The sequence below is a fragment of the Nocardia mexicana NBRC 108244 genome (assembly GCF_001613165.1).
GTDB classification, from domain to species: Bacteria; Actinomycetota; Actinomycetes; order Mycobacteriales; family Mycobacteriaceae; genus Nocardia; species Nocardia mexicana.
On the sequence record NZ_BDBV01000067.1, the window covers coordinates 21503 to 48412 of the forward strand.

Consider the following 26910-nt stretch of genomic DNA (forward strand, 5'->3'; position numbering starts at 1 on the left):
TCACCTGGACAAACGACCGGTTCTGCCGCACCCGATGTCGATCACGAGGAGATCCGAATGCGATTCGTCAAAACCGGCGCCGTCGCGCTGGCTTTCGCCGGCGCGGCCGTCCTGGGGTCCGGTGTGGCCCATGCGGACGAGACCATCACCGTCACCGCGGAGCTGCTCGGCTGCTCCATCCAGAATCAGGTCGGCGTCGACGCGCTGGCCAACGTCCAGCCCGGCACCTCCGTCACCGTCTCCAACGAGGTCTTCGCGGACCTGAAGGCCAAGGGCTGCCTGCCCGGATAGCGGGGACGACGCGGCAAGCCCGGTTCGGATCGTCGCGCCGGGCTTGCCGCGCCCGCCGGAAATACCTGCCAGCCAGATCAGCGGGCCCGGCCGCCCGCGGGGGTGCCGCGTGTCGAGCGCATCCAGCCGAAGGTCAGTTCCACGGCGCGCTGCCAGTTCTCGTACTCTCGCTCGCGGTGGGTCGGGTCCATGCGCGGCACCCACTGCGCGGCTACTCGCCAATTTCCGCGCAGCCCTTGCAGATCCGGCCAGTAGCCGACGGCGAGTCCGGCCGCGTACGCCGCACCCAGGGAGACCGTCTCGGAGACGAAGGGGCGCATCACCGGGACGTCGAGGACGTCGGCGACGATCTGCATGAGCAGGTTGTCGGAGGTCATGCCGCCGTCGACGCGCAGCGCCCGCACCTGCAGGCCCGAATCGGCGTTCATCGCGTCGACCACCTCGCGGGTCTGCCACGCCGTCGCCTCGAGCACCGCGCGCGCGATATGCCCCTTGGTGACGTAGGAGGTCAGCCCGATGAGCAGACCGCGGGCATCGCTGCGCCAGTGCGGCGCGTACAGGCCGGAGAACGCGGGCACCAGATAGCACCCGCCGTTGTCTTCCACTGTGCGCGCGAGGGTTTCGATCTCGGGGGCGGTGCCGACCAGCCCGATGTTGTCGCGCACCCACTGCACCAGCGAACCGGTCATGGCGACCGGCCCCTCCAGCGCGTACACGGGTTCGTCCCCGATCTGGTAGCCGATGGTGGTCAGCAGCCCGTGCTCGGATTGCACCAGCTCGCTGCCGGTATTCATCATCAGGAAGGCGCCGGTGCCGTAGGTGCACTTGGTTTCCCCACGGGCGAAACAGGTCTGGCCGAACAGCGCGGCGTGCTGGTCGCCCAGCGCGGCCGCGATCGGGATGCCCGGCACCAGGCTGCGGGTGCTGCCGAACGATGCCGTCGACGACTGGATCCGCGGCAGCATCGCCGCGGGAATTCCGAAGAACCGCAACAGTTCCGGATCCCAGGCGCGGGTGGCCAGATTCATCAGCAGCGTGCGGCTGGCATTGGTCACGTCGGTGACGTGCAGCCCGCCGTCGACGCCGCCGGTGAGATTCCAGACCAGCCAGCTCTCCATCGTGCCGAACAGCACGTCGCCGCGCTCGGCCCGCTCGCGTAGCCCCGGCACGGTATCCAGTAACCAGCGTAATCGGGGCGCGGCGAAGTAGGTGGCCAGCGGCAGGCCGCACAGTTCCCGGATCCGCTCCGCACCCGGGGCGTCCTCGAACTCCCGGACCAGATCCTCGGTCCGCACGTCCTGCCAGACGATGGCGCGGCCGACCGGCACGCCCGTGCGGCGGTCCCACACCACGGTGGTCTCGCGCTGGTTCGCAATCCCCACCGCCGCAATCTGTTCCGCGCCGATCCCGGAATCGCGCAGCACCTGCGGAATGATGCGCTCCACCGTGCGCCAGATCTCGGTGGCGTCCTGTTCGACCCAGCCCGGCCGCGGATAGTGCTGCCGATGCTCGCGCTGCGCCACTCCCGCCAGGCGCGCGCGGTGATCGAACAGGATGCACCGGGTGGACGTGGTGCCCTGATCGAGGGCCAGAACGTATCGCTGCGTCATCCGTGGCGGCTTCCTGTCGGGTATCCGGTTCGGGGACAAGGAGATTGCAACACGCCGATCGAGCGAAACCGGCGAAACGGCGGAAATCTCGTGTATCCCACCGTCATTGCGCGCCGAGCTCCCGCGACACCGCCCGCGCCGCATCGCGCACCTGCCGGACCGGCGTCGCCCGGAACCGCAGCCGGGCATCGCAGATCCGATCGACCGGACCCATGATGCCGACGGCCCCGACCACCAGCCCGCCGTGCGCCCGGATCGGTGCCGCGATCCCGGCCACGCCGGAACGGAACTCCTCGATCTCCCCCGCCCACCCGTCCTGCCGCACCCGCGTCAGCTCCCGATCCAGCGCCGCCCGGTCCATCACCGTCCGGTGGGTCAGCGCGCTCAGCTCGCCGCCGCGCGCCCGCGCCGCCAGATCCGCGTCGTAGGCCAGCAGCACCTTGCCCAGCGCGGTCGCGTGAGCGGGCAGCCGCTCGCCGACCTCCAGCGCCTGCTCGGTGTTGTCGGGGCGGAATACGTGGTGCACCACGAGCACACCGCCGTCGTCACCCGCGCGCGCCGCGATCCGCACCGCCTCGCCGGTTCGGGCCGCCAGCGCGTCGGCCCAGTTGATCGCCCGCGACCGCAGGTCGTTCGGGTCCAGGTAACCGGTGCCGACCTTGCCCATCGCCGCGCCCAGCCGGTACTTGCCGCTGCCCGCGTCCTGCACGACGAACCCGACGCCCTGCAGGGTGCGCAGGATGCCGTGCGCGGTCGGCTTCGCCAGCCCGAGCGCGGCGGCGATATCGCCCACCCCGAGGCGGCCGGAGCGGGCGAGCAGTCGCAGGACGGCCGCCGCGCGCTCGATCGACTGAATCGGACCCGGCATGCACGCAACCTAACTCGCATTCACGCTTTCGACGATGTCGAACACGCGCGCTACCCGGCGACACACATACCCATGGGGTGTGACCTGGGCCATATTCCTCACGACCGCCGTAGAGTAGCGATCAGCAAGATCATGCTCCACCCCCGCGGTTCGACATTGTCGAATGACCCCTATGTCCGGGTCGAAACCGCGACCGTACCGTCACATTCAGGACGGCCGCACGAGTGGCCGATGTTAGACGGAGGCTCAACGGTGAACTTCGGCGAGATATTTCTCAGCGAGGCCCTCGGCACGGGCGTACTGATCATTCTGGGTGCCGGTGTAGTCGCCAACGTGCTGCTGGCCAAGACCAAGGGCTTCGACGGCGGCTGGCTGCTGATCAACTTCGGGTGGGGGCTCGGCGTCTTCGGCGGCGTGTACGTCGCCTACAAGACCGGCGGCCACCTCAACCCGGCCGTCACGATCGGGATCCTCTCCAGCGGCGCGGACGAGTACGCGCCCGGGGTCGCCATCACCTTCGGCAATACGATCGCCTATCTGGGCGGGCAGATGCTCGGCGCGTTCCTCGGCGCGTGCATCGTGTACGTGGCCTACAAGAAGCATTTCGACGCCGAATCCGACGGCGCCAAGAAGCTCGGCGTCTTCTCCACCGCCCCCGAAATCCGTTCCTACGGCTGGAATTTCGCCACCGAGGTGATCGCCACCTTCGTCCTGGTGCTGGTCATCATCGGCATCGGCAAGACCCCGACCGGCCTCGGCCCGCTCGCGGCGGCACTGCTGGTCGTGGGCATAGGCGCCTCGCTCGGCGGCCCGACCGGGTACGCGATCAACCCGGCCCGCGACCTCGGCCCGCGGCTGGCGCACGCCGTGCTGCCGGTGCAGAGCACGACACCCGCGCGGGTGCCCGCCGGTTCCGGCGCGCCCGCCGAAACCCCCGCACCGCAGCCCAAGAACAACGACTGGGCCTACGCGTGGGTGCCGGTGCTCGGCCCGCTGGCCGGCGGCGCGCTCGCGGGCCTGGTGTCCGCCATGGTCTTCTGAATCACGGTCCATCGAACCACCCTCTCCCCCATCGTCTTTCCCGAAAGGAACCCGCGATGACCCGGTATGTCGGAGCCATCGACCAGGGCACCACCAGCACTCGCTTCATGGTGTTCGACCACGGCGGCAACGAGGTCGCCCGCTGGCAGCTGGAACACGAGCAGATCCTGCCGCGCGCCGGCTGGGTCGAACACAACCCGGCCGAGATCTGGGAGCGCACCAGCACCGTCATCAAAACCGCACTGGCGAAGGCGGATCTGACCGCCGAGGACCTGGCCGCGGTCGGCGTCACCAACCAGCGCGAGACCACCATCGTCTGGAACAAGCGCACCGGACGCCCCTACTACAACGCCATCGTGTGGCAGGACACCCGCACCGACCGCATCGTCACCGAGCTGGAACGCGCCGGGCACGCCGACACCATCCGCCACAAGACCGGCCTGCCGCCCGCCACGTACTTCTCCGGCGGCAAGCTGAAGTGGATTCTCGACAACGTCCCCGGCGTGCGCGAGGCCGCCGAGCGCGGCGACGCGATCTTCGGCACCGCCGACACCTGGGTGCTGTGGAACCTCACCGGCGGCTCCCGCGGCGGCCGCCACGTCACCGACGTCACCAACGCCAGCCGCACCATGCTGATGAACCTGGAGACCCTCGACTGGGACGACGAGCTGCTGGAGTTGTTCGGCGTGCCGCGCGCGATGCTGCCCGAGATTCAGCCGTCGGTGAATCCGGCCCTGTTCGGCACCACCACCGCCGACGGCCCGTTCCAGGCGGAGATCCCGGTGGCGGGCGTCGTCGGCGACCAGCAGGCCGCCACCGTCGGCCAGCTGTGCTTCCGGCCGGGCGAGGCCAAGAACACCTACGGCACCGGAAACTTCCTGCTGCTCAACACCGGTGAGGAGATCGTGCGCTCGCAGCACGGCCTGCTGACCACCGTCGCCTACCAGTTCGGCACCGACAAGCCGGTGTACGCGCTGGAGGGTTCGATCGCGGTGACCGGTTCGGCCATCCAGTGGCTGCGCGACCAGCTGGGCATCATTTCCGGTGCGGCACAGAGCGAGTCGCTGGCCCGCCAGGTGGACGACAACGGCGGCGTCTACTTCGTGCCCGCGTTCTCCGGGCTGTTCGCGCCGTACTGGCGCTCCGACGCGCGCGGCGTCATCGTCGGCCTGTCCCGCTACAGCACCAATGCCCATCTCGCCCGCGCCGCCCTGGAGGCCATCTGCTACCAGACGCGCGATGTCGTGGAGGCCATGGAGGCCGATTCCGGGGTCGAGCTGGACGTCCTGCGTGTGGACGGCGGCGTCACCGCCAACGAGCTGTGCATGCAGCTGCAGGCCGATTTCCTGGGCGTGCCGGTGTCGCGGCCCGTGGTCGCCGAGACCACCGCGCTGGGCGCCGCCTACGCCGCCGGGCTCGCCGTCGGCTTCTGGAAGGACGTCAGCGAGCTGGAGCAGAACTGGCAGGAGTCCAAGCGCTGGACCCCGACCTGGACCGACGAGCAGCGCGAGCGCGGTTACGCCCGCTGGAAGAAAGCCGTGTCGCGCACCCTCGACTGGGTCGACGTCGACGAGTGACCTATCACCGAATACGAGAGAGAAATACTGCAGTGACAACACAATTGGATTCGCAGTACCGCGCCGAGGGGCTGAACTCCCTGGGCCGCAAGGACATCGACGTCCTGGTGATCGGCGGCGGCGTGGTCGGCGCCGGCGCCGCACTGGACGCCGCCTCCCGCGGACTGACCACGGTCGTGGTCGAGGCCCGCGACTGGGCGGCCGGAACCTCCAGCCGCTCCAGCAAGCTCATCCACGGCGGCCTGCGCTATCTGGAACAGCTGGACTTCGCGCTGGTGCGGGAGGCGCTCAAGGAGCGCGGGCTGCTGTTGAACCGGCTGGCCCCGCATCTGGTGCATCCGGTGTCGTTCCTGTTCCCGCTGCAGCATCACTGGGAGCGCCCGTACATCGGCGCCGGCGTCGCGCTCTACGACACCCTGGGCGGGGCCCGCGCGCTGCCCATGCACAAGCACCTGAGCCGCACGCGCGCACTGGAATTGGCGCCCGCGCTGCGGGCGGACGCCATGACCGGCGCCATCCGCTACTTCGACGCTCAGGTCGACGACGCGCGGCACACCATGATGCTCGCCCGCACCGCCGCCCAGCACGGCGCGACGGTGCTCACCCGGACGAGGGTGACCGGCCTGCTCCGTGAGGGGGAGCAGGTCGTGGGCGCGACGGTGACCGATCGGGAGACCGGCCGCTCCTACGACGTGCGGGCCCGCAGCGTGATCAGCGCGACGGGCGTGTGGACCGACGAGATGAACGCCATGACCGGCGTGGATTTCCCGTTCCACGTGCGCATGTCCAAGGGCGTGCACATCATGGTGCCGCGCGCGCGGCTGAACCTGGGCACCGGTCTGATCATGAAGACCGAGAAGAGCGTGCTGTTCGTGATCCCGTGGCGCGAGCACTGGATCATCGGCACCACCGACACCGACTGGTCGCTGGACCGCAACCACCCGGTGGCCACCGCCACCGACGTGCGCTACATCCTCGACCACCTGAATTCGCTTTTGCGCGAGCCGATCTCCGAGGACGACATCGTCGGCACCTACGCGGGCCTGCGCCCGCTGCTGTCCGGCGCTTCGAGCGACACCTCGAAGCTGTCGCGCGAACACGCTGTGGCCGAACCGGTTCCGGGGCTGTTCGTGGTCGCGGGCGGCAAGTACACCACCTACCGGGTGATGGCCGCCGACGTGGTGGATGCCGCGGTGGCGGGCTTCGGTCAGGGGATGGCGCCGTCGGTCACCCAGAACCTGCCGCTGCTCGGCGCGGTCGGCTATCACGAAATGCTCGACGACGTCGAGGGTGTCGCGGCGCGGGCCGGGCTGCCGGTGGAGACGATCTCGCACCTGCTCGAACGCTACGGCGCGCTGACCACGGAACTGATCGGAATGATCGACGCCGCACCGGAACTGGGCATGCCGCTGCCCGGCGCGAGCGAGTATCTGGGCGCGGAGGCCGTGTACGCCGTCACGCACGAGGGCGCGCTGCACCTCGACGACATCCTGACCCGCCGCACCCGCATCTCCATCGAGGTGCCCGACCGCGGCCTCACCGCGGCCGTGGCGGTGGCGGATCTGGTCGCCCCGCACCTGGGCTGGGACGAGCCCGCCAAGGCCGCGGAACTCGCCCGCTACCGCGACCGGGTACAGGCGGAACTGGCGGCCAACGAGGCAACCGACGACGAGGCCGCGAATACCGCGCGGTTGGTCGCGGTGTCCTGAGCTGCGGCGCCTGAAACACGAGCTGCCCTGTCATTTCCGAGTTCGGGAATGGCAGGGCAGTTCGGTTTCGCGGGAATTCGGCTCAGTTCACCGTGACGTTCAGCGTGAACTCCTGTGCCGGTGCCGATCCCGGACGCACCGACACCATCGACAGCCGGACGGTGCCCGGGTTGGCGGCGGTGAAGGCCCACACCGAGGTGCCCGGGCCGGTGCCGAGCAGGTCGCCCGGGTTCGGCCGGAACTGCGGCTCGCCCTCCTGGTGCAGCACGTTCTCGTCGGTCTCGCCGACCTGCCAGCGGTAGCCGGTGGACGGGTTGTCCGGTAGCGCCACCACGAGCTCGTTCCCGGACGACAGCGTCACGGCCGTACCGTTGGCGTCGGTGCCGACCACCATCGGTTCCGCCACGGGCACAACGAGATTCGGCAGGGCGGGAGCCGGGGCCGCCACGGCCACCGCACTCGGGCCGCCGGCGGCCAGCGCCAATCCGAACACAACCATCAGCAAAGGTGTACGCACCACAATCCTTCCATCCATCACAGGGCGCTCACACCATACAGTCGCGCCCCGAGCAACCGGTCGGATAACCACCAAAACACTTCCCCAGCAACCCTTCCGAACGCAACCAACTCCCGCGCTAATGCTTCAGCGCGAGCCCGCCGTAGGCGCCCGACAGTTCCGGCTGCGAGCCGACGTCGGCGGGGTTCTCCGGGCGCCACAGTGGGAGATGCACCAGGCCGGGCTCCAGCAGCTCCCAGTCGCCGAAGTAGGCGGCGATCTCGTCCCTGGAGCGCAGCACGATCTCGGTGGAGGTGCGGCCGGACAGTTTCTGCGCCTCCAGTACCTCGGCGGGCTGCCCGTCGGCGGTGGCGTGCGTGATCGCGAGGTAGCTGCCGGGCACCACGGCGTCCTGCAGGCGGGCCACCCGGGCCGCCGGATCGGCCTCGTCGGGCACGAAGTGCAGCACCCCGAGCAGCAGCACCGCGATGGGCCGGTCGAAGTCCAGCAGCCGCGTCGTCTCCGGATCGGCCAGGATCGCCTCCGGATCGGCGACGTCGGCCTGGATGACGCTCGCGTACTTGTTGTCGGCCAGGATCGCCTGGCTGTGCGCGACGGCGACCGGATCGATATCGGCGTAGACGACCCGCGACTCCGGATTGCGGCCCTGCGCCACCTCGTGCACGTTGCCGACCGTCGGAATACCGGAGCCGAGATCGAGGAATTGCGTGATCCCGGCGTCGACGAGCCCCCGCACACAGCGGCGCAGCAGATCCCGGTTGGCGCGCATGACCTCGGCGACATTCGGCGTGAACGATTCGATCTGCCGGGCCAGCACCCGATCGATCTCGAAATTGTGCATACCGCCCACGAAATAGTCGTAGACCCGCGAGGCACTGGGCCGGTCCAGGTCGATTCCCTCGGGCGCCCAACTCGGTCTGGTCATCGAAACCCTCTCTGGAGAACACAGAACCCGCCGCCGCGGGTACCGGAAGGCAAAGCATCGCAATCGTATTCGAGCAACCACCGAAACGCGCCTGGTTCACACGTGCCGGATCGCCGGACTACGATCGATCTCTATGGCGTGGGAAGGGTCAGGCGACGTCCTGCACGCCGATCTGGCCGAGCGTTGGGCGGCCGCACTCGGCGGCGGGACCCGCGATCACGTCGTGCCCCTGAGCGTTGCCGAGGTACGGGAACTGCTGGCCGGGCTGGCCGCCGAACTCGATGCCGTCGCCCGCACCGGCGGTACCGCGCGCGCCGCCGCGGCCGGGGTGCGGCTGGCGCGCGCGCATTTCGTCGGCGACGAGGTGCTCGGCCGCAGCATCGACGTGCTGACCAGCCATTTCGCCGCCACCGGCGTGCCCGGCGACCGGGCAGGCGAGGTGCTGGCCGCCTTCGCCACCGGCTATGTGCGGGCCTTCCGGGCCTGGCTGCTGAGCGAGCAGGAGAGCGTGCGCACCGCCGATATCGCGGCCCGGCGCGCGGCCGAACAGCAGCTCCGCGCCAGCGAGGCCCGGCTGCGGGGCGTGTTCTCCCAGGCCGGGATCGGCACCGGCCTGTCGGATATGACCGGCCGGATCATCGAGGTCAATGCCGCCTTCGCCACCATGCTCGGCTACAGCCGGGAGGAAATGGCCGAACTCAACGTCGGCGAACTCACCCATCCCGACGACGCACCCGGCATGTGGGAGCTCTACGCCGGGGTGCTGCGCGGCGACCACGACAACGTGCAATTGGAGAAGGCCTACCCGCACCGCGACGGCCACACGGTGTGGACCAATATCAACGTCTCGCTGATCCGCGACGAGCAGGGCCAGCCGCAGTACACACTCGTGCTGGTGGAGGACATCTCCGAGCAGCGCGTGCTGCGCGAGCGGCTGCACCACCGCGCCCACCACGACCCGCTCACCGGACTGGCCAACCGGACCCGCTTCTTCGACGCGCTCGCCGCCGCATTCGACGACCCCGAGGCCCTGGTCGGCCTGTGCTACGTGGACCTCGACCACTTCAAGGCCGTCAACGACACCTTCGGGCACGCGTCCGGCGACGAACTGCTGACCCAGGCCGCCGACCGCCTCGCCGCCTGCATCACCGAGCCGGACCACCTGGTCGCGCGCATGGGCGGCGACGAATTCGTGGTGCTGGTGCCGCGCTCGGCGGGCAACGGCGAACTGGCCCGGCTGGCCCGGACGGTGCTCGACGCGTTCGCCGCGCCGTTCGATATCCACGGCCACCGGCTCACCGTCACCGCCAGCGTCGGCGTGACCGCCCAGCGCTCGGGCCGCACCACGACCGACGAGCTGCTGCAGGCCGCCGACACCACCATGTACTGGGCCAAGGCCGACGGGCGCGGGCGCTACGCGGTGTTCGACGCCGACCGCCGCCGCCGCGAGCACACCCGATCCGAGCTGACCGCGGCCATGCCGGTGGCGCTGGGCCGCGGCGAGTTCTTCCTCGACTTCCAGCCGATCGTCGCGCTCACCGACCGGACACCGGTGGCGGTGGAGGCGCTGGTGCGCTGGCGGCATCCGGAACTGGGCACCCTCACACCCGCGCGATTCGTGGATCTGGCCGAGGACAGCGGGCACATCGGCGCCCTCGGCATGGTGGTGCTCGAGGACGCCTGCCGCACCGCCCGCGACTGGTACGACCGTTTCGGTTCCCGCACACCTGTGCTCAGCGTCAACGTCTCCGCGGCCGAGGTCGCCGACCCGGCCTGGCTGGACGGGGTGCAGGAGCTGGTCGCCGACACCGGCATCGAGCCCCGGCGGCTACAGCTGGAACTCACCGAGCGGGCGTTCATGCACGCCTCGGGGCGGCCGCTGCAGGCCCTGCGCACCCTGGCCGAGGCGGGGGTGCGCATCGCGATCGACGACTTCGGTACGGGCTATTCGAATCTGGCGTATCTCGGGCGCCTGCCGCTGCACGTCGTCAAGCTCGCCGGGCCGTTCATCCACCGCATCCGCACGGCCGGCCCCGGGGGCCGCAGCGATCTGCTGGTGCTGCGCACCATCATCGACCTCTGCCACGAACTCGGCCTCACCGTCACGGCCGAATGCGTCGAGACCCCGCACCAGGCCGAACGGCTCCTGGAGCTGGGCTGCGACACCGCCCAGGGCTGGTACTTCCACCACCCGATGCCCGGCGAGCAGATCACCAAGCTGCTCGCCGGGACCGAGCCGGATCAGTAGGCCGTGCCGCCCGTGGCGGGTGTGCGGCCGTGCTTCATCAGCAGGGTTCCCACCAGCGCGATCGCGGACGCCGCGGCGATGATGTAGAAACTCACCTCGTATCCGGTGTCGGCGAACAGCAGCGGAATCTCCTTGCTGCCCACGGGTTGTCCGGCCACCGCCGGATTGGCGTCCAGGAACGCCGTCATAAGATGGCGTGAACCGTTTGACGTCCTCCCGGCCGTAACGACCGAGATTCCTTCTACACCGGTGCCCGGTGCCTGGGTGGGTTCCTGTTTCACAGGGACCTGCTTTCCGTCAGACGGAAAGACTGACAGTCCCTCCGCAGGCGTTTAACCTCTCCGCCCGTCCGGCGGCGAGAATATTAATGGAGGCGTTGCGGTCGCGGTCGTGGACCGCGCCACACCGGCAAGTCCACGTGCGTACGTGCAGAGGTTTCGGGCCGTCACGATGCCCGCACACCGAACACAGCTGAGACGACGGATAAAACCTGTCGACCTTCGCGAAATGCCGCCCGCACCGGGTGGCCTTCTCTGCCAACAGCCGAATGAACATGCCCCAGCCCGCATCCTGGATGCTCTTGGCCAGCCGGGTACGAGCCAACCCTTTCACGCACAAGTCCTCCACATACACCGCTTGGTTGTCGCGGATTATCTGTGTCGTGTGCTTGTGCACCCAATCCCTGCGGGTATCGGCTACCCGCGCATGCGCTCGAGCAACCCGCAGCCGGGCCTTGCCACGGTTGGCCGATCCCTTCTGCTTCCGAGACAGTGCTTGCTGAGCTTTCCGCAGGCGACGTTCGGCTCGACGGAAAAACCTCGGAGACGCGATCATCGTCCCGTCCGACAAGACAGCGAACGTCGTGAGCCCCAAATCGATACCCACTTCCGCCGTGGCACCGGGCAGCGGCCGATCCTCAACCTGGACCACGAACGACGCGAAATATCGACCCGTCGCGTCCTTGACGATCGTGACCGACGACGGCACCGTCGGCAGTGTCCGTGACCACGCCACCCGCAACTCTCCGATCTTCGCCACATACAGTCTCCCGCTGGGGCGGAGGGTGAAGCCGTTGCGGGTGAGGCGGATCGCCTGCCGGTTGTCCTTGCGTGATCGGTAGCGCGGCGACGCAACCTTCGGGCCCTTCCGACGCCCGGTGACCGAGCCGAAGAAGTTGCGGTACGCGGTATGCAGATCCGCGAGTGCCTGCACCAACACCACCGACGACACCCCCGCAAGCCACGCCCGCTCCGGAGTCCGCTTCGCAGCGGTGATGACCCGCTTCTGCAACTCTGTGTCGGGGATGTAACCCACACCCTCGGCGCGTGCCTGCAGTCGAGCACGTAACCCATCGTTGTACACCACCCGCGCACACCCGAACGCACGGGCCAACGCTTGTCGTTGGCCGGGCGTCGGATAGACACGATAGTTGTACCTGAGCTGCACAAATACAAGGTACCGGCACCCACCGACAGGTTCCGGAAGACGTAGTCGATGCGCTGACCCAGGCCTGACGGGAGCGGCTCGCGCACAACGTTTCCCGGTCACACCCGCTGCCCGGCAATACGTGCCAGCTCGGTCGATGAGATTGTGCCGGGTTCATGATGCCGGTCACGCCACGTGGCCACGCGCGCACCAAGATCTGCGACTCCCCGCACCCGCGACGGCAACGTGTTGCACACTTAGTCACTATGCTCTGGATCTACTACGGGATGTTCCTCCTCCTGCTGGAGGGCGAAAAGCTCTTGGAGCAGATCCTGCTGCAGTGACATGTCGCTGACGACGGGTAGCGTCAGCTCGGTAGCGGCTGCGCTACTCCCCCGCACCAGACCCGCCGGATCGCCCGTGTGGCAGCGATATCCGCGACTGGGTCGCCCTCCACCAGGACCAGGTCCGCGCGGCCGCCGGGGGCGATCACGCCGCGATCCGCCAGGCCGAAGTGACGGGCGGGCAGCGCGGTGGCCGCGTTCAACGCCTCGACCGTCGAAAGGCCCGCACGCACAAGCAGTTCCAGCTCGTGGTGCAGGCTCGCGCCGTGCTCGGGCGCGAACGGAATGTTCGGGGTGTCGTTCGCGTCGGTGCCCGCCAGGATCGGCACCCCGGCCGCATGCAGTTCCGACGTGCTCGTCAACGCCGCGGCGAACGCACCGCCGTTGCCGGTCGCCGTCGCGATGCCCTCCATCATCGTCAGCGTCGGCACGGCCACGTTCCGCTGCGCCACCATGCGGCCGACGTCATGCCCGCTCAGCGGCACCCCGAGCGGAATGTGGGTGACGATATCGGCGCCGGCGTCCAGCGCCATCGCATACGCGCCCGGCGACGCGGCATGCGCCACCACCAGCATGCGCTGCATATGCGCGGCCGTCACAACGGCTTTCGCGGTCACCGCCTCCGGTCCGCCCTCGCCCGGCGCCTCCAGCACCAGCTTCAGGTAGTCCGAACCGGACGCGACCCGCGCGGCCACCGCCGCTTCGGCCTCGTCGGGGCCGTGGATGACGGCCTCCGCGGGCAGCACCTTCGCGTGCAAACCACCCGGGCCGATCACCGGCAGCCCGGCGCTGCGCACGTCGGCGGTACCGCGCAGTTCCCGCAGCGAAGCCACCATGTCCGGCGGCCAGGCGGCCATGTCGAGCGCCGTGGTAACGCCGTGCACCGCAAGCTGTTCCACCTGCCCCGGCCCGTCCAGATGGACATGCGCGTCGATGAATCCGGGCAGCAGGACCGCTCCCCCGGCCTCGACGATCTGCGCCCCGGAGGGATCGGTGCCGATCACTCCGCCGTCGATCACCACCGTCACCGGTTCACCCACGCGATGACCGTCGAAGACACGAACATTGTTGAGCACGGTCTTGGAATTGACGTCGGCTGCACTGGTCACGGCGGTCGGCCTCCGATTCGCGGTCGCTTGCCCCGGTAAGCACCAAACCCACCGAGCTGTCCGAACCCGACTGTAGGCCACCGCGGGACCGCCGACCCCAACACCAGCCACGCACTACCGGCCGAACACTCGATTACGGTGCGGCGCCGAAGATTTCGGCCAGCATGGTTGCGGCGGCCTCGGGAGCGCGGATGTCCAAGTGGACCAGGGGTCCGTCGAAATGCAGGGCGAATCCGAAAAATGGGCAGCAGCGCTGTTCGGCGGCCGCCAGTGCCGCAAGTGAACTCGCTCTGTCGGCGGCCACCGTCAGCCGCAGGCCGTTCGGGATCGGGGCCCGTTCGGCTCCCTCGATCGCCCTGTGCCACTGTTCGGTTCGGTCCGCCGCCGCGTCGTTGTCGAGCGAGCACGCGAGGGGCGCGCTCCGCCACGTTTCCCCGGCCGCGACCGGACCTCCCGCACCCAGCCCGCATTCGTCATCGCACGGACCGTCGCGATCGGGCAGCGCATCGAGCCGCCGCAGCGCCGACCGCACTCCCCCGGCGAAGTCCGCCAGCTCGGCCAGTCGACCCTCGACCCGCTCCAGGCTCGCGGCGACCCGCGGCCGCAGCTCCGATTTCACCTCGACACACGCGCCGCCGTCCCACACCGCCAGCACCTCGGCGATATCGGTCAGCGGCAGCCCGAGGTCCTTCGCCGCACCGATCACGGCCAGCCGCCGCACCGAATCCTCCCGGTAGACCCGGTATCCCGCCTCGGTCCGCTCGGCGGGCACCAGCCCGGCACCCTCGTAGTACCGCAGTGTTGTCGCCGGGACCCCGCTGTGCTCGGCCAGCTCCGAAATCCGCATCGTGCTCACAACCTCGACGGTAAACCTTCGACCCGCCTCGAAGGTCAAGCCCTACACCGGCCCACCGCCATACCGAGCACCCCAGCACCCCGAGGACGAGGGCTCTGCGGGATGGGGCCGCCGGGGCGGGGGTTTTCGTCGGTTACCGATCCGGCTGGTCCTTGTGCTCGGTTCAGCGGTCGGGGAACGACACCACGAAGGCGGCGCCGATCAAGACGGCGCTGATCACGGAGATGACGGCGATACTCCACATGTGAACCCTCTTCGGTTGGGTGCCAAGCGAATTCAACCTACCGTGAGCCGGATCACACTGCCACCCGAACGGAATCCCCCCAGGCCACAGGCAAATCCGGGCGACCCGACGCGGCGGGAAACAGCCCCGCCCTCGTCGCGGGAGCAGCTCCCCCCTTCGTTGCCGTGTTCTCGCCTCAGCCGAACCCTGCAGAAACAACGGCAGCGCGACATCCCGCACACAAATGCATAGATGCGCATATCGGGGTATAGGTATTGAAAATACACAGAATCGCCCCGACTCAGCGTGAACCCCGCAGCAGTGCACCAACTCTCGACGCACCCTTTACGTGTTCCCGCACCCCCTGCGAGGGCATGCAACCCGTGCGGGAACGCGCAGGGAGTGCGGGAACCGAGGAACCTAGCGGCCGCGGCGGTCGCGCTTCTCGCGGACGCGGACCGAGATGCGCACCGGGGAGCCGTCGAAGCCGAACTCCTCGCGCAGGCGGCGTTCCAGGAAGCGGCGGTAGCCCGCCTCGAGGAAGCCGGTGGTGAACAGCACGAAGGTCGGCGGGCGCGTGGTCGCCTGGGTGGCGAACAGCACGCGCGGCAGCCGGCCGCCGCGCATCGGCGGCGGGGTCGCCGCGACGACCTCTTTGAGCCAGGAGTTCAGGCGGCCGGTCGGGATGCGCTTGTCCCACGACTCGAGCGCGGTTTCCATTGCGGGAACGAGCTTCTGGACCGCACGGCCGGTCTGGGCGGAGATGTTCACCCGCTGCGCCCAGGGCACCTGCACCATCTCGCGGTCGATCTCGCGCTCGAGCTGATACCGCCGGTCCTCATCGACCAGATCCCATTTGTTGTAGGCGATCACGAGGGCCCGGCCGGAATCGGCGACCATGCTGATCACCCGCAGGTCCTGCTCGGTGATCGGCTGCGAGGCGTCGATCAGCATGATGGCGACCTCGGCGGCCTCGATGGCCGACTTGGTCCGCAGCGACGCGTAGAACTCGGTGCCGCTGGCATTGGCCACCTTGCGCCGCAATCCCGCGGTATCGACGAAACGCCATGGCTTGCCGCCCAATTCGACCAGCGAGTCGACCGGATCGACGGTGGTGCCCGCGACGTCGTGCACCACCGAACGCTCATCGCCCGACAGCTTGTTCAGCAGGCTGGACTTGCCGACGTTCGGCTTGCCGACCAGGGCGACGCGCCGGGGGCCGCCGATCCCGCCGCCGCCCTCCCGCGGCGTCTCCGGCAGCACCTGCAGCACGTCGTCGAGCAGATCACCGGTGCCGCGGCCGTGGGAGGCCGAGACCATCCGCGGCTCCCCCAGCCCGAGCGACCACAGCGAGGCCGCCTCGGCCTCCAGCTTCTCGCTGTCCACCTTGTTGGCGACCAGGATCACCGGAGTCTTGGAGCGGCGCAACACCTTCACCGCCGCCTCGTCGGTCGCGGTCGCACCCACCGTCGCGTCGACGACCAGCAGGATCGCGTCCGCGGTCTGCATCGCCAGCTCGGCCTGCCGCGCCACCGCCTGCTGCAACCCCTTCGCGTCGGGCTCCCAGCCGCCGGTGTCCTGCACCAGGAACCGCCGTCCGGACCAGGACGCCTCATAGGAGATGCGGTCGCGGGTCACGCCCGGCACGTCCTCCACCACGGCCTCGCGGCGACCCAGAATCCGGTTCACCAGAGTGGATTTGCCGACGTTCGGACGCCCGACGACGGCCACCGTGGGCATCGGCACGTGCTCGTGCGCCTCGACGTCGCCCTCGAGATCGGCGATCTCCCACTCGGTTTCGTCGGCCCAGACCCCGTCGCTGGCGAAGGTCTCCTGGGTCATTGCCGGCCTCCTGCCGAAACCTGCTGCGCCACAACCCGGTACAGCTCGTCGATGACCTGGTCCCGGGTGAGCTCGCTGGTGTCGACCAGCACCGCGTCCGGGGCGGGACGCAGCGGCGAGACGGCTCGGGTGGAATCCAGGTTGTCGCGGCGCTGCACGTCGGCGAGCACCGCCTCGTAGTCGTCGCCGCGCCCCTCGGCGATGTTCTGCTGATTGCGGCGCCAGGCCCGCGCCTCCGCGGACGCGGTCAGATAGATCTTGGCGTCGGCGTCGGGCAGCACGACCGTGCCGATATCGCGACCCTCGACCACGATCCGCCCGGCGGCGAGCGCGATCTCGCGCTGCAGCGCCACCAGCTGCTCGCGCACCTCGGGAACCGCCGAGACCGCGGACACCGCGCGGGTGACCGTGTTGCCGCGGATCTCCCCCGACACGTCCTCGCCGTCGAGTTCGATCACCTCGTGGCTCGGATCGGTGCCGATGGTCAGCGGCAGATCCTTCACCGCCGTGGCCACCGCCGCCGCATCGGCCGTATCGACGTCGCCGCGCAGGACGCGCAGGGTCGCGACGCGGTACATCGCGCCGGTATCCAGATAGCGCGCATCCAGCCTGGTCGCCAGTCGTCGCGACACGCTCGACTTACCGGTGCCCGACGGGCCGTCCATCGCGACGACCAGCGACGAGGACCGCGACAGCTCCGCACCGTCCACGACGATCCCTCCTGCCTGCACACCGTTCACACCGACACCGCCTCTCACAACGCCACCGCCTCGTACAGCTTTCCGATTTCGTCGCGGCCGAGCACCCGCAGCGTGCCGGGCCGCTGGTCTCCGAGCGCGACCGGACCGATATTGGTGCGCACCAGCGCGATCACGGGGTGGCCGACCGCGTCCAGCAGCCGTCGCACGATGTGTTTGCGGCCCTCGTGCAGCACCACCTTCACCAGCGACTTGCCCTCGCCGACCTCCAGCACCGTGAACTTGTCCACCGTCGCCGGTCCGTCGTCGAGTTCCACGCCCGCGCGCAGCCGCTTCCCGACCTCGCGGTGGACCTCGCCGTTCACGGTCGCCAGGTAGGTCTTGGCCACCTCGAACGACGGGTGCATCAGCCGATGCGCGAGATCGCCGTCGTTGGTGAGCAGCAGCAGCCCCTCGGTCTCGGCGTCCAGGCGACCGACGTGGAACAGTCGCTGTCCGGCCATCACGCGCTCGGCGACGATATCGCCCACGCAGGGGCGGCCCATCTCGTCGGACATGGTCGACTGGAAGCCCTTGGGCTTGTTCAGCGCCAGGTACACCTGCTCGTCGCGCACCACGATCCGCACGCCGTCGACGCGCACCACCGCGGTGTTCGGGTCGATACGCAGGCCCTGCTCGCGCACGATGGCGCCGTCGACCTCGACGCGGCCCTGCTCGATCAGTTCCTCGGCGGCGCGGCGCGAGGCCACTCCGGCCTTGGCCAGAACCTTCTGCAGGCGCTCGCCCTCGCCCCACGGCAGCTTCTTCGGGCCGGTCTGCTCCGGCTCGGCGTGCTGGTGGCGGGCCGGTTTGGCGAAGCTGAGCACGGTCGGCTGCTTACGCTTCGGCTTCGGCTTCGGATTGCGGCTGGGCGCCGGCTTGGGGGTCAGCGGCCGCCCGCCGCCGATGCCCGGTTTGCCTGCGAGCGAACGACTCTCACCGCGCCCGGGCAGCGCATCGGGCACCCGACGCCCACCGCCGCGCGGCTGAAAGCCGCGGTCTGTCTTACCGGGGCCACGCTCGCCCCGCGAGTTCGCGCCACGATCAGCCTGGAAGCCCCCGCGGCCGGACGCGGAACCGCCACGCCCGGAATCGAAACCACCGCGCCCGGACGCCGATCCACCACGACCGCCCGCGGAACCACCACGACCGGAATCGAAACCACTACGCCCGCTCGGACCGGACCGGCCGCGACCTGTACCGAAATCGCCCCGGCCGCTGCCGCCACGATCCTGAAAACCGCCACGTTCCTGGAAACCGCCGCGACCGGACTGCGAACCACCGCGACCAGGCTTGGAACCTCCCCGGCCGGAGTCGTAGCCGCCCCGCTCGGAGTCATATCCACCCCGGCCGCTGCCACCGCGATCCTGGAAACCGCCGCGACCCGACTGCGAACCACCGCGACTGGAGTCGTAGCCACCGCGCCCGGAGTCGTAACCACCCCGGCCGCCTGTGGCAGACCGCCCACGTCCGGCACCGAAGCCGCCGCGCTCGTCCCGACCCGCACCGCCACGGTCCTGCGAGTAGCCGCCCCTGCCCTGCTGTGCCGCCCCGCGACCACGATCGGATCGGTCCGAACCGCGCCGCGCGCCGAATCCGCCGCGATCGTCCGTCGCGCCCCGGTAACCACCGCGCCCTTCGGAACCGCCCCCGCTGTCCCTGCCGCGCCCGGTGTATCCGCCGCGCCCCTCGGAACCGCCGCCGTTCCCACCGCGCCCGGAATATCCGCCGCGGCTGTCAGCACCGCCCCCGCTGTTCCCGCCGCGAGCGCCACCGCCCTGGGCGCCGCGCTCTCGCGATCCTCCGCGGGGTGGTTCCGCGCTGCGTTTCCTACGATCCGGTGTGCCATCTCGGCGAGCGGGTGTATTCACGGTGTCCTGTCAATCCTCGGAGCCGAGGTCGATATCTGCCTCGGCGGGTTTCTTCAGCCTGGTGTACCGCGGATCGGTCTCCAGGCTCTCGTTGATCTCATCGATCAGGTCGACGCCCGGAAGCAAGGGCGCCAGCGACGGCAATTCCGCCAGCGACGCGAGCCCGATCCGCTCCAGGAACAGCTCGGTGGTGATGTACTGGGTGCCGTTGGTCTCCGGGTCGGTCCCGGCCTCGGCGATCAGCCCGCGCGCCACCAGGGTGCGGATCACGCCGTCCACGTTCACACCGCGCACGGCGCTCACCCGTGCTCGCGTAACCGGTTGACGGTACGCGATCACCGCCAGGGTCTCCAAAGCGGCCCTGGTCAACTTGGAACGCGCGCCGTCGAGCAGCATGCGCTCGACGTACGGCGCGTAGTCGGTGCGGGTGTAGTAGCGCCAGCCGTCCCCGACGAACCGCAGATCCATCCCGCTGCCCCGCGCGGTGAGTTCCGCCGACATCTCCCGCAGCGCCTCCCCCACCCGCTGCTCGCTGTCGCCCACCGCCGACGCCAGCAGCTCGACCGGCGCGGGCGCGTCCACGATCAACAGCATCGCCTCCAGCGCGGCCCGGAACTCCGTGTCGTCGAGCGAGCCCGGCTCCGACTGCTCGTCCACGTCATCGGGATCGGCCGCGGCCACCGCATCGGCAGACGTCACCGCATCGCCGCGTGACCTCCCATCGGCATCGCTCAGCGCGTCGACATCGGAAAGCGCATCGAGATCGATAGCGGCATCGCGATCGGACGACGAAGCCGCGGCACCGGAGGTCATATCGAGACCGGCATCGGAGTCGCCATCGGCCCCGGAGCCACCGTCAGCGTCGCCATCGGCCCCGGACGCGCTCACAGCATCGATCTTGCTCACACCAGCACCCACCGCACCCTCGGACTCCCCTGCGAAATCTGCGTCACCCTCGGAATCAACACCCTCAGCACCCACACCAGCCTCGGCCCCGGACGCACCAGCACCGGCCTCGACTCCGGGGGCATCAGCAGAATCAGTATCACCGTCGGCGCCCACGCCGGCACCGCCCTGGTCTGCGGGCACATCGGCAGGGTCCCCGGCACCGACCTCGACTCCGGAGGCATCGGCATCACCGTCAGCGCCCGCACCAGCCTCGGCCCTGGCAACACCAGCGCCGGCCTCGGCACCGGAAGCACCCTCGGCAGCAGCATCACCCGCAGCGACCGCGGTGCCGACCCCGTCAGTACCGTCCGCCTCGGCCGAGATCGCCGTGTCGGTGCGCTCCTCGGGCTCGGGGCTGGGCTCGGTGGCCTCGGTGTCCGCCATGGTCATCCGTAGTCCTGGTCGATTGTGATCGTCTCTCCCGGCTGGTTTTCGTCCTCTTCCCCGAGCCAGCTGACGGCCAGCGGGCCGAGCGGGTCGGGCTGGTCGAATTCGATCGTCTTGCCGCGGTACAGCTCGAGCAGCGCCAGGAAGCGGGCGACGATCTGAATCGGCACGTCGCAGTCGGCGCACAGCTCGCGGAACGTGGTCCAGCCGCCCGCCCCGCGGTTCTTCAGCATCTCCAGCACCAGCGCGGCCTGCTCGGCCACCGAGATGGCGTGCGCGTGCAGATGGTCGAGCCCCACCTTCGGCACCGGTCGCGGCCGGAACGCCGTCGCGGCGATCTCCGCGAAGCCGGCGGCGTCGACACCCAGGGTAACCTCCGGCAGCAGGTCCAGAAACCGCTCCTCCAGCGAGACGGCCCGCGGATACCGCCGCAGCGCCGCCTGCTCGAGCTCGCCCAGCAGCTCGGCGACCTGCTTGAACGCCCGATACTGCAGCAGCCGCGCGAACAGCAGGTCACGCGCCTCCAGCAGGGCCAGGTCGTCCTCGTCGGTGACCTCGCCGGACGGCAGCAGCCGGGCCGCCTTCAGATCCAGCAGCGTCGCCGCCACCACCAGGAACTCGGTGGTCTGGTCGAGGATCTTGTCCGCGCGCAGCGTGGGGTCGGCGTCCAGGCTCGCCGTCAGCGCCTTGGTGTAGGCGATGAATTCGTCGGTGACCTTGTGCAGCGCCACCTCGGTGACGTCCAGGCGGCGCTGGCTGATCAGCTGCAGCAGCAGGTCGAACGGACCCTCGAAGTTGCTCAGCCGCAGGCGAAATCCGCTCGATCTGTCCGAATTGCCCGAGACGGCAGCATCGTTCGCCGCCGAGTCCGGGTCCGGAGTCGGCGCGGCGGGCGGGAGTGGGTCGGTCGAATCCTGGGCGGCTGGAGTGGCCGGTTCCGTCACCGGCCCGACCGATAGATGACTTCCCGTGCCATCGCCCGATACGCCGTCGCGCCACCGGATTTCGGCGCCCACGTGGTGATCGGCTCACCCGCGACACTGGCATCCGGGAAACGTACGGTCCGGTTGATCACGGTGTCGTACACCAGATCCCCGAACACCTCCACCACCCGGTTCATCACCTGCCGCGAATGCAGCAATCGCGCATCGAACATGGTGACTACGATGCCCGACAGGCTCAGCCGCGGGTTCAGCCGGTCCCGCACCTTCTCGACCGTATCGGTGAGCAGGGCGAGCCCGCGCAGCGAGAAATACTCGCACTCCATCGGTATGACCACGCCGTCGGCGCAGGCCAGCGCGTTGACCGTGAGCAGGCCCAGCGACGGCTGGCAGTCGATGAGGATGTAGTCGTAGCTGCCTCGCAGCGGGGCCAGCGCGCGGCCCAGCGTCTGCTCCCGGCCGACCTCGTTGACCAGCTGTATTTCCGCCGCGGACAGATCGATGTTGCTGGGCAGCAGGTCCATGTTGTCGACCTTGGTCTTCATCAGGACGTCGCTCGCGCTGGCCCGGCCCCCGACCAGCAGGTTGTGCACGGTCAGGTCGAGGTCGTGATGGGCCACGCCGAGGCCTGCCGATAACGCGCCCTGCGGATCCAGGTCGACCAGCAGCACGCGGCGACCGTACTCGGCCAGCGCGGCACCGAGATTGATGGTGGAGGTGGTCTTGCCGACGCCGCCCTTCTGGTTGCACATGGCGACGATCTGCGCCTCCCCCTCGGCGGGCGCCGGAGGAGGTTCCGGAATCTCGCGCAGGGGGCGTCCGGTCGGTCCGAGTTCCGTGCCGTCCGCCACGATGTCGTTCGCCTCCCATAGTGTTTGGGCCGCCTGCTCTGTTCGCGGGCCTGACCGGGTCTGTGAAAGCGGTTCTGCCGCAGCACTCATCGGCGGCTCGGCCGCACCGGCTGTCGTCATATCCGCTGCTCCTTCAATTTTCCTGCCCAATGCCCCACCGAGCGAGCGGGACAGTCCCGCCTGGCGCTCCCAGGGTCGCACCAGGATCCCCATAGACGCTACCGCTTCCGAGCGCAAGACCTACGCTCGGACACGCTCTGCGAACATGCCGCGGCACGCCTGGATGTCGAGTGTGACCATGAGTACGGCGTTGCCGTCAACAGTAACCGCGACACCGGAGGCCACCGGCCGATTCCGCGACGATCTTCTCCGGCCGCTATCGCGCCCGCGGGTGCGCGGTCGCCCAGACCTCGTGCAGGGTATTGACCGTGACCAGCGTGTAGATCTGCGTGGTCGTCACCGACGCGTGCCCGAGCAGCTCCTGCACCACACGCACATCCGCGCCGCCGTCGAGCAGGTGCGTCGCGAAGGAATGGCGCAGGGTGTGCGGGGACACCGCGGCGCCGATCCCGGCCCGTTCGGCCGAATCCTGCAGTACCTGCCAGGCACTCTGGCGGGACAGGCGGCCCCCGCGCGCATTGAGGAACAGCGCCGGATTTCCCTTGCCGCGCATGGCCAGCGCGGGACGGCCGCGGACCAGGTAGCGATCCAGGGCGTCCAGGGCGGGGCGGCCGACCGGAACCATGCGCTGCTTACCGCCCTTGCCGTGCAGTATCACGGCCCGTTCGCCGACGTCGATGTCGTCGACGTCGAGCCCGACCACCTCGGAGATGCGGGCGCCCGTGGAGTACAGCAGCTCCAGCAGCGCGCGGTCACGCAGCCCGCGGGGCCCGCCGTCGGCTTCCCCGGTGCCGCCCGCCGCCTCCAGCAGAGCCGAAACCTGGTCGTAGGGAAGTGCTTTCGGCAGGCGGCGGGCCGGGGAAGGGGGCTTGACCGCGTGGGCGACATCGCCCGTGGTGATGCCCTCGGCCGCCGCGAACCGATGCAGCCCGCGCACCGCGACCAGGCCCCGGGCGGCCGAACTGGCGGCCAGCGGCGGATATCCGTTTCCGCCCGCCCGCAGCGCCACCACGAAGTCGGCGATATCGCCCTCGCCGACGCCATCCAGCCCCTCGATCCCCCGCTGCGACAGAAATTCCCGATACCGATCCAGATCACGCCGGTAGGCGCTGGAGGTGTTGCGCGCCGCGCCCCGCTCGACCGTCAAATGGTCGAGATACGCCTCGATCTCCCGCTGCAACACCCGCCGCCCCTACCGCCGCGACTTGCCCGGGCACCGCATCCCGTCGATCGGCGCAACCGACCGCCACGACTCGAGCGGCAAGGTTTCGACATTCACGGCTCACATAATGTCAGCCCACCCCACCCCGCGCAGACCGAACACACCCGCCCGACCAACCCGTCCCACCCCGATTCACGCACCCCCACCGATTCACGCACCCGCTCCAGCACACATACCGGTGCGAGAGCGCGCACAGAGTGCGGGAAGCAAGCGGCTCGACGCAACAGAGAGCCGTGCATCCTGAAGCCGGCGCAGCACGGGCAACCCGGCCACACGCGCCGACTTCGACCTACAAACTCAACGCCGCCCGCAACCTGGTGTCCAGCGCGTCCATCTCGTCGGCACTCAACTCCCCCGCCAGCTCCGCCAGCCACACCCGATACACGCGGTGGAACTCGAGGGCGTCGGCCCATCCGTGGCAGGTGTGAATCGTCAGCACATGCCCCGGGTCCGCGTCGGCGATCGGCACCACGTGCAGCCAGCGGTAGGGCGAGACGATCACCGCGGGATCCGACACCAGGACGACGGTGGTGCGCCGCGGGGCCGGGGTGCCGTCGGGCAGAACCGGGGCGTACTGCCAGACCTCGCCGCGCCTCATGCGGCGCCGTGCGCGCAGGGAATCGCCGGTGGAATCAGGATGACCGGCACCGGGCTCACCTTGCGCATACCCTCATGCATACCAGAGCGGCGCGGCACCAGGAACCCGGCGGCAACCGCGTATGCGAATGATTCGGATTGCATGAGTCACACGCGTTCTCGCGCCTGCGGAGTCCACCGACCGGTTCCGTTATTCCGCGCCGCCCGCCGTGGCCGCGCGGGCCTTGCGCCTCAGGAACGCGGTCGGCATACCGGGCCACGCCGCATCGGCCGCACGCAGCGCGGTTCCCCGGGCGCGCGCCGTGGCCAGCGCCAGCACGCCCGCCACCGCGGTGGCGTTGACGATCTCGCCCGCCAGGGCGGCGTCGACGGCCTCGTCGAGCGGCATGCGCACGATCTCGAGGTCCGCCTCCTCCAATTCCGGTTCGGGACGGTCGGTTTCGTGCAGGCCGGTGGCGAGGTAGATGCGCAGCGACTCGTCGGTGAAACCGGGCGACAGCGCGACATCGACCAGCACCGACCACTCCGACGCGGCCAGGCCGGTCTCCTCCGCGAGCTCGCGCCGGGCCGCGGCGAGCGGATCCTCGCCCGGCTGGTCGAGCAGGCCCGCGGGCAACTCCAGCAGCCTGCGGCCGATCGGGTGCCGGTACTGGTTGATCAGCACGATATTGCCGTCGTCGTCGAGCGCGGCGACCGCGACCGCGCCGTGGTGCTCGATCACCTCGCGCTCGACCACGCGCCCGCCGGGCATCGCGACCTGGTCCAGCCGCAGCGCCAGGATCGCGCCCGAGTACACGGTGCTGCTGGACACCGTCTCGAAATCGTGCGATCCGGGGGTGCTCACTGCGCGACCCGTTCCCCCTCGCCGAGGGTGACCTCGCCCTCGATATCGACCGGAAGCCGTTCGGCCGCCTTGTATTTCAGCGCGGCGTTGATCAGTCCGGCGAACAGCGGATGCGGCCGGGTGGGCCGGCTCTTCAGCTCCGGATGCGCCTGGGTGGCAACGAAGTACGGGTGCTGGTCGGCGGGCAGTTCGACGAATTCGACCAGGTGCCCGTCCGGCGAGGTGCCGCTGAACCGCAGCCCGCTCTGCGCGATCTTGTCCCGATAGGAGTTGTTCACCTCGTAGCGGTGCCGGTGCCGCTCGGACACCTCGGTGACGCCGTAGGCCTGCGCGACCACCGAATCCGGCTGCAGCACGGCGGGATAGGCGCCCAGGCGCATGGTGCCGCCCAGATCGGCCTCACCGGCGACGGCCTGTTCCTGGTCGGCCATGGTGGAGATGACCGGATGCTGGGTCTCGGGCTCGAACTCGGCCGAGTTGGCATCCTCGAGGCCGACCGAGCGGGCCGCCTCGATCACCACGCACTGCAGGCCCAGGCACAGTCCCAGCAGCGGGATGCCGCGGGTGCGCGCGTAGCGGATGGCCCCGACCTTGCCCTCGATGCCGCGAATGCCGAATCCGCCCGGAATCAGGACCGCGTCGGCGTCGTGCAGATGGTGCTGGGCCCCGGCCGGAGTCTCGCATTCGTCGGACTGCACCCAGCGGATGTTCACCTTCGCCCGCGCCGCGAATCCGCCCGCGCGCAGTGCCTCGGTCACCGACAGGTAGGCGTCGGGCAGATCGACGTACTTGCCGACCAGTGCGACGGTCACATGCTCGCGCGGGTTGTGCACCCGATCGAGCAGGTCGCCCCACACTGTCCAGTCCACGTCGCGGAACGGCAGGCCCAGCTTGCGCACCACGTAGGCGTCCAGGCCCTCGCGGTGCAGCACCCGCGGGATGTCGTAGATCGAGGGCGCGTCCGGGGTGGAGATGCAGGCGTCGACGTCGACGTCGCACATCAGCGCGATCTTGTTCTTCAGCGGCTGCGGCACGTCGCGGTCGCAGCGCAGGATCAGCGCGTCGGGCTGGATGCCGATATTGCGCAGCGCGGCCACCGAATGCTGGGTCGGCTTGGTCTTCAGCTCGCCCGACGGCGCCAGGTACGGCACCAGCGTCACGTGCAGGAAGAAGACGTTCTCGCGGCCCACCTCGTGGCGGATCTGCCGGGCCGCCTCCAGGAACGGCTGCGATTCGATATCGCCGACGGTGCCGCCGATTTCGGTGATCACCACGTCCGGCACGTGGCCGTACATGTCGGGGCCCGTGGTGGCCAGGATGCGGCGCTTGAGTTCGTCGGTGATGTGCGGGATCACCTGCACCGTATCGCCGAGGTACTCGCCGCGGCGCTCCTTGGCGATCACCGTCGAGTAGACCTGCCCGGTGGTGACATTCGCGTCGCCCGACAGATTCCGGTCGAGGAACCGCTCGTAGTGGCCGACGTCCAGGTCGGTCTCGGCGCCGTCGTCGGTCACGAACACCTCGCCGTGCTGGAAGGGGTTCATGGTGCCGGGATCGACGTTCAGATAGGGATCGAGCTTCTGCATCGTGACGCGCAGACCGCGCGCGGTGAGCAGTTGACCGAGGCTGGAGGCTGTCAGTCCCTTCCCCAGAGAGGAGGCGACACCACCGCTGACGAAGATGAGCTTGGTGGCCGTCTGATTAGGAGAGAGCGCCGGAATCCGTGATTGACCCACGGGACTTCACGTTAACACGAAAATCCGCGGCGAATCGACGCCACGCGAGGTAGCCACACGATGGCTGGAAG

The 26910-nt window shown here is 69.5% G+C and carries 24 protein-coding genes; 5 read left to right on the plus strand and 19 right to left on the minus strand.

Translation table 11 applies throughout. From position 1 onward, the window contains the following. Nucleotides 1–57 precede the first annotated feature (57 nt). The gene (locus NM1_RS25960; RefSeq protein WP_068025044.1) at nucleotides 58–291 is read left to right on the plus strand and encodes a hypothetical protein; all 234 of its coding nucleotides are present in this window, start codon (nucleotides 58–60) and stop codon (nucleotides 289–291) included. Between the two features lie 77 nt (nucleotides 292–368). Here NM1_RS25960 and glpK (NM1_RS25965) read toward each other — a convergent pair whose 3' ends face one another. Together glpK (NM1_RS25965) and NM1_RS25970 are read right to left on the minus strand one after the other, a co-directional pair. Further along, the gene (gene glpK, locus NM1_RS25965) at nucleotides 369–1901 is read right to left on the minus strand and encodes a glycerol kinase GlpK (protein ID WP_068025046.1); all 1533 of its coding nucleotides are present in this window, start codon (nucleotides 1899–1901) and stop codon (nucleotides 369–371) included. 103 nt (nucleotides 1902–2004) lie between these two features. Beyond that, nucleotides 2005–2769, minus strand: a complete 765-nt coding sequence (locus NM1_RS25970; RefSeq protein WP_068025050.1) for an IclR family transcriptional regulator — start codon at nucleotides 2767–2769, stop codon at nucleotides 2005–2007. Nucleotides 2770–3021: 252 nt separating this feature from the next. On the opposite strand from NM1_RS25970, the gene NM1_RS25975 reads away from it, so the two are divergent. Genes NM1_RS25975 through glpD form a run of 3 tightly spaced genes read left to right on the plus strand, consistent with a single transcriptional unit; the run spans nucleotide 3022 to nucleotide 7096 of the window. Continuing rightward, the gene (locus NM1_RS25975; RefSeq protein ID WP_246011654.1) at nucleotides 3022–3810 is read left to right on the plus strand and encodes an MIP/aquaporin family protein; all 789 of its coding nucleotides are present in this window, start codon (nucleotides 3022–3024) and stop codon (nucleotides 3808–3810) included. A 56-nt stretch (nucleotides 3811–3866) separates the two neighbouring features. After that, the gene (gene glpK, locus NM1_RS25980; RefSeq protein ID WP_068025057.1) at nucleotides 3867–5387 is read left to right on the plus strand and encodes a glycerol kinase GlpK; all 1521 of its coding nucleotides are present in this window, start codon (nucleotides 3867–3869) and stop codon (nucleotides 5385–5387) included. 32 nt (nucleotides 5388–5419) lie between these two features. Then, the gene (glpD, locus tag NM1_RS25985; protein WP_068025059.1) at nucleotides 5420–7096 is read left to right on the plus strand and encodes a glycerol-3-phosphate dehydrogenase; all 1677 of its coding nucleotides are present in this window, start codon (nucleotides 5420–5422) and stop codon (nucleotides 7094–7096) included. An 82-nt stretch (nucleotides 7097–7178) separates the two neighbouring features. Here the strand turns inward: glpD and NM1_RS25990 are convergent, their stop codons facing one another. Both NM1_RS25990 and NM1_RS25995 read right to left on the minus strand, forming a co-directional pair. Beyond that, nucleotides 7179–7613: a protease inhibitor I42 family protein gene (locus NM1_RS25990; RefSeq protein WP_169814325.1), complete on the minus strand. Its 435-nt coding sequence runs from the start codon at nucleotides 7611–7613 to the stop codon at nucleotides 7179–7181. A gap of 118 nt (nucleotides 7614–7731) precedes the next feature. Continuing rightward, nucleotides 7732–8538 carry an SAM-dependent methyltransferase gene (locus tag NM1_RS25995; RefSeq protein ID WP_068025065.1) on the minus strand — a complete coding sequence of 269 codons (807 nt, stop codon included), beginning with the start codon at nucleotides 8536–8538 and terminating at the stop codon, nucleotides 7732–7734. 133 nt (nucleotides 8539–8671) lie between these two features. Here NM1_RS25995 and NM1_RS26000 point away from each other — a divergent pair, with 133 nt between their 5' ends. After that, nucleotides 8672–10786: a putative bifunctional diguanylate cyclase/phosphodiesterase gene (locus NM1_RS26000; protein ID WP_068025069.1), complete on the plus strand. Its 2115-nt coding sequence runs from the start codon at nucleotides 8672–8674 to the stop codon at nucleotides 10784–10786. Here NM1_RS26000 and NM1_RS26005 read toward each other — a convergent pair. The 15 genes from NM1_RS26005 to pyrG all read right to left on the minus strand — a co-directional run bounded on the left by NM1_RS26005 (nucleotide 10780) and on the right by pyrG (nucleotide 26839). Next, nucleotides 10780–10974, minus strand: coding sequence for a hypothetical protein (locus NM1_RS26005; protein ID WP_068025072.1), 195 nt, complete (start codon nucleotides 10972–10974; stop codon nucleotides 10780–10782). The genes NM1_RS26000 and NM1_RS26005 overlap by 7 nt on opposite strands. Before the next feature lie 109 nt (nucleotides 10975–11083). Continuing rightward, nucleotides 11084–12232: an RNA-guided endonuclease InsQ/TnpB family protein gene (locus NM1_RS26010; RefSeq protein ID WP_084520038.1), complete on the minus strand. Its 1149-nt coding sequence runs from the start codon at nucleotides 12230–12232 to the stop codon at nucleotides 11084–11086. A gap of 346 nt (nucleotides 12233–12578) precedes the next feature. Then, entirely contained in the window at nucleotides 12579–13664 is a 1086-nt protein-coding gene (locus NM1_RS26015; protein ID WP_068025078.1) for an amidohydrolase family protein, read from the minus strand. A gap of 133 nt (nucleotides 13665–13797) precedes the next feature. After that, nucleotides 13798–14511: a MerR family transcriptional regulator gene (locus NM1_RS26020; protein WP_068025081.1), complete on the minus strand. Its 714-nt coding sequence runs from the start codon at nucleotides 14509–14511 to the stop codon at nucleotides 13798–13800. A gap of 652 nt (nucleotides 14512–15163) precedes the next feature. Next, a complete protein-coding gene (gene der / locus NM1_RS26025; protein ID WP_068025084.1) occupies nucleotides 15164–16585 on the minus strand; it encodes a ribosome biogenesis GTPase Der in 1422 nt (473 codons plus the stop codon). After that, nucleotides 16582–17250, minus strand: coding sequence for a (d)CMP kinase (gene cmk, locus NM1_RS26030; RefSeq protein WP_068025300.1), 669 nt, complete (start codon nucleotides 17248–17250; stop codon nucleotides 16582–16584). Before cmk ends, der begins: the two co-directional genes overlap by 4 nt. 89 nt (nucleotides 17251–17339) lie before the next feature. Beyond that, a complete protein-coding gene (locus NM1_RS26035) occupies nucleotides 17340–18287 on the minus strand; it encodes a pseudouridine synthase (protein WP_084520039.1) in 948 nt (315 codons plus the stop codon). 915 nt (nucleotides 18288–19202) lie between these two features. Beyond that, nucleotides 19203–19874: an SMC-Scp complex subunit ScpB gene (gene scpB, locus NM1_RS26040; protein ID WP_068025306.1), complete on the minus strand. Its 672-nt coding sequence runs from the start codon at nucleotides 19872–19874 to the stop codon at nucleotides 19203–19205. A 221-nt stretch (nucleotides 19875–20095) separates the two neighbouring features. Next, complete coding sequence (locus NM1_RS26045; RefSeq protein ID WP_147289117.1) at nucleotides 20096–20386, minus strand: hypothetical protein; 291 nt, start codon at nucleotides 20384–20386, stop codon at nucleotides 20096–20098. A 141-nt stretch (nucleotides 20387–20527) separates the two neighbouring features. After that, the gene (locus NM1_RS26050) at nucleotides 20528–21472 is read right to left on the minus strand and encodes a segregation and condensation protein A (RefSeq protein ID WP_084520040.1); all 945 of its coding nucleotides are present in this window, start codon (nucleotides 21470–21472) and stop codon (nucleotides 20528–20530) included. Beyond that, nucleotides 21469–22410, minus strand: coding sequence for a ParA family protein (locus NM1_RS26055; protein ID WP_068025313.1), 942 nt, complete (start codon nucleotides 22408–22410; stop codon nucleotides 21469–21471). The genes NM1_RS26050 and NM1_RS26055 overlap by 4 nt, the downstream gene beginning before the upstream one ends. Nucleotides 22411–22696: 286 nt before the next feature. Further along, nucleotides 22697–23623, minus strand: coding sequence for a site-specific tyrosine recombinase XerD (gene xerD, locus NM1_RS26060; protein ID WP_068025091.1), 927 nt, complete (start codon nucleotides 23621–23623; stop codon nucleotides 22697–22699). A 328-nt stretch (nucleotides 23624–23951) separates the two neighbouring features. After that, entirely contained in the window at nucleotides 23952–24260 is a 309-nt protein-coding gene (locus tag NM1_RS26065; RefSeq protein WP_068025094.1) for a hypothetical protein, read from the minus strand. Nucleotides 24261–24449: 189 nt separating this feature from the next. Then, on the minus strand, nucleotides 24450–25103 hold the full coding sequence (locus NM1_RS26070) for an NUDIX domain-containing protein (protein WP_068025097.1): 654 nt from the start codon (nucleotides 25101–25103) through the stop codon (nucleotides 24450–24452). Beyond that, the gene (gene pyrG / locus NM1_RS26075) at nucleotides 25100–26839 is read right to left on the minus strand and encodes a CTP synthase (RefSeq protein ID WP_068025099.1); all 1740 of its coding nucleotides are present in this window, start codon (nucleotides 26837–26839) and stop codon (nucleotides 25100–25102) included. Before pyrG ends, NM1_RS26070 begins: the two co-directional genes overlap by 4 nt. Between the last annotated feature and the right edge of the window lie 71 nt (nucleotides 26840–26910).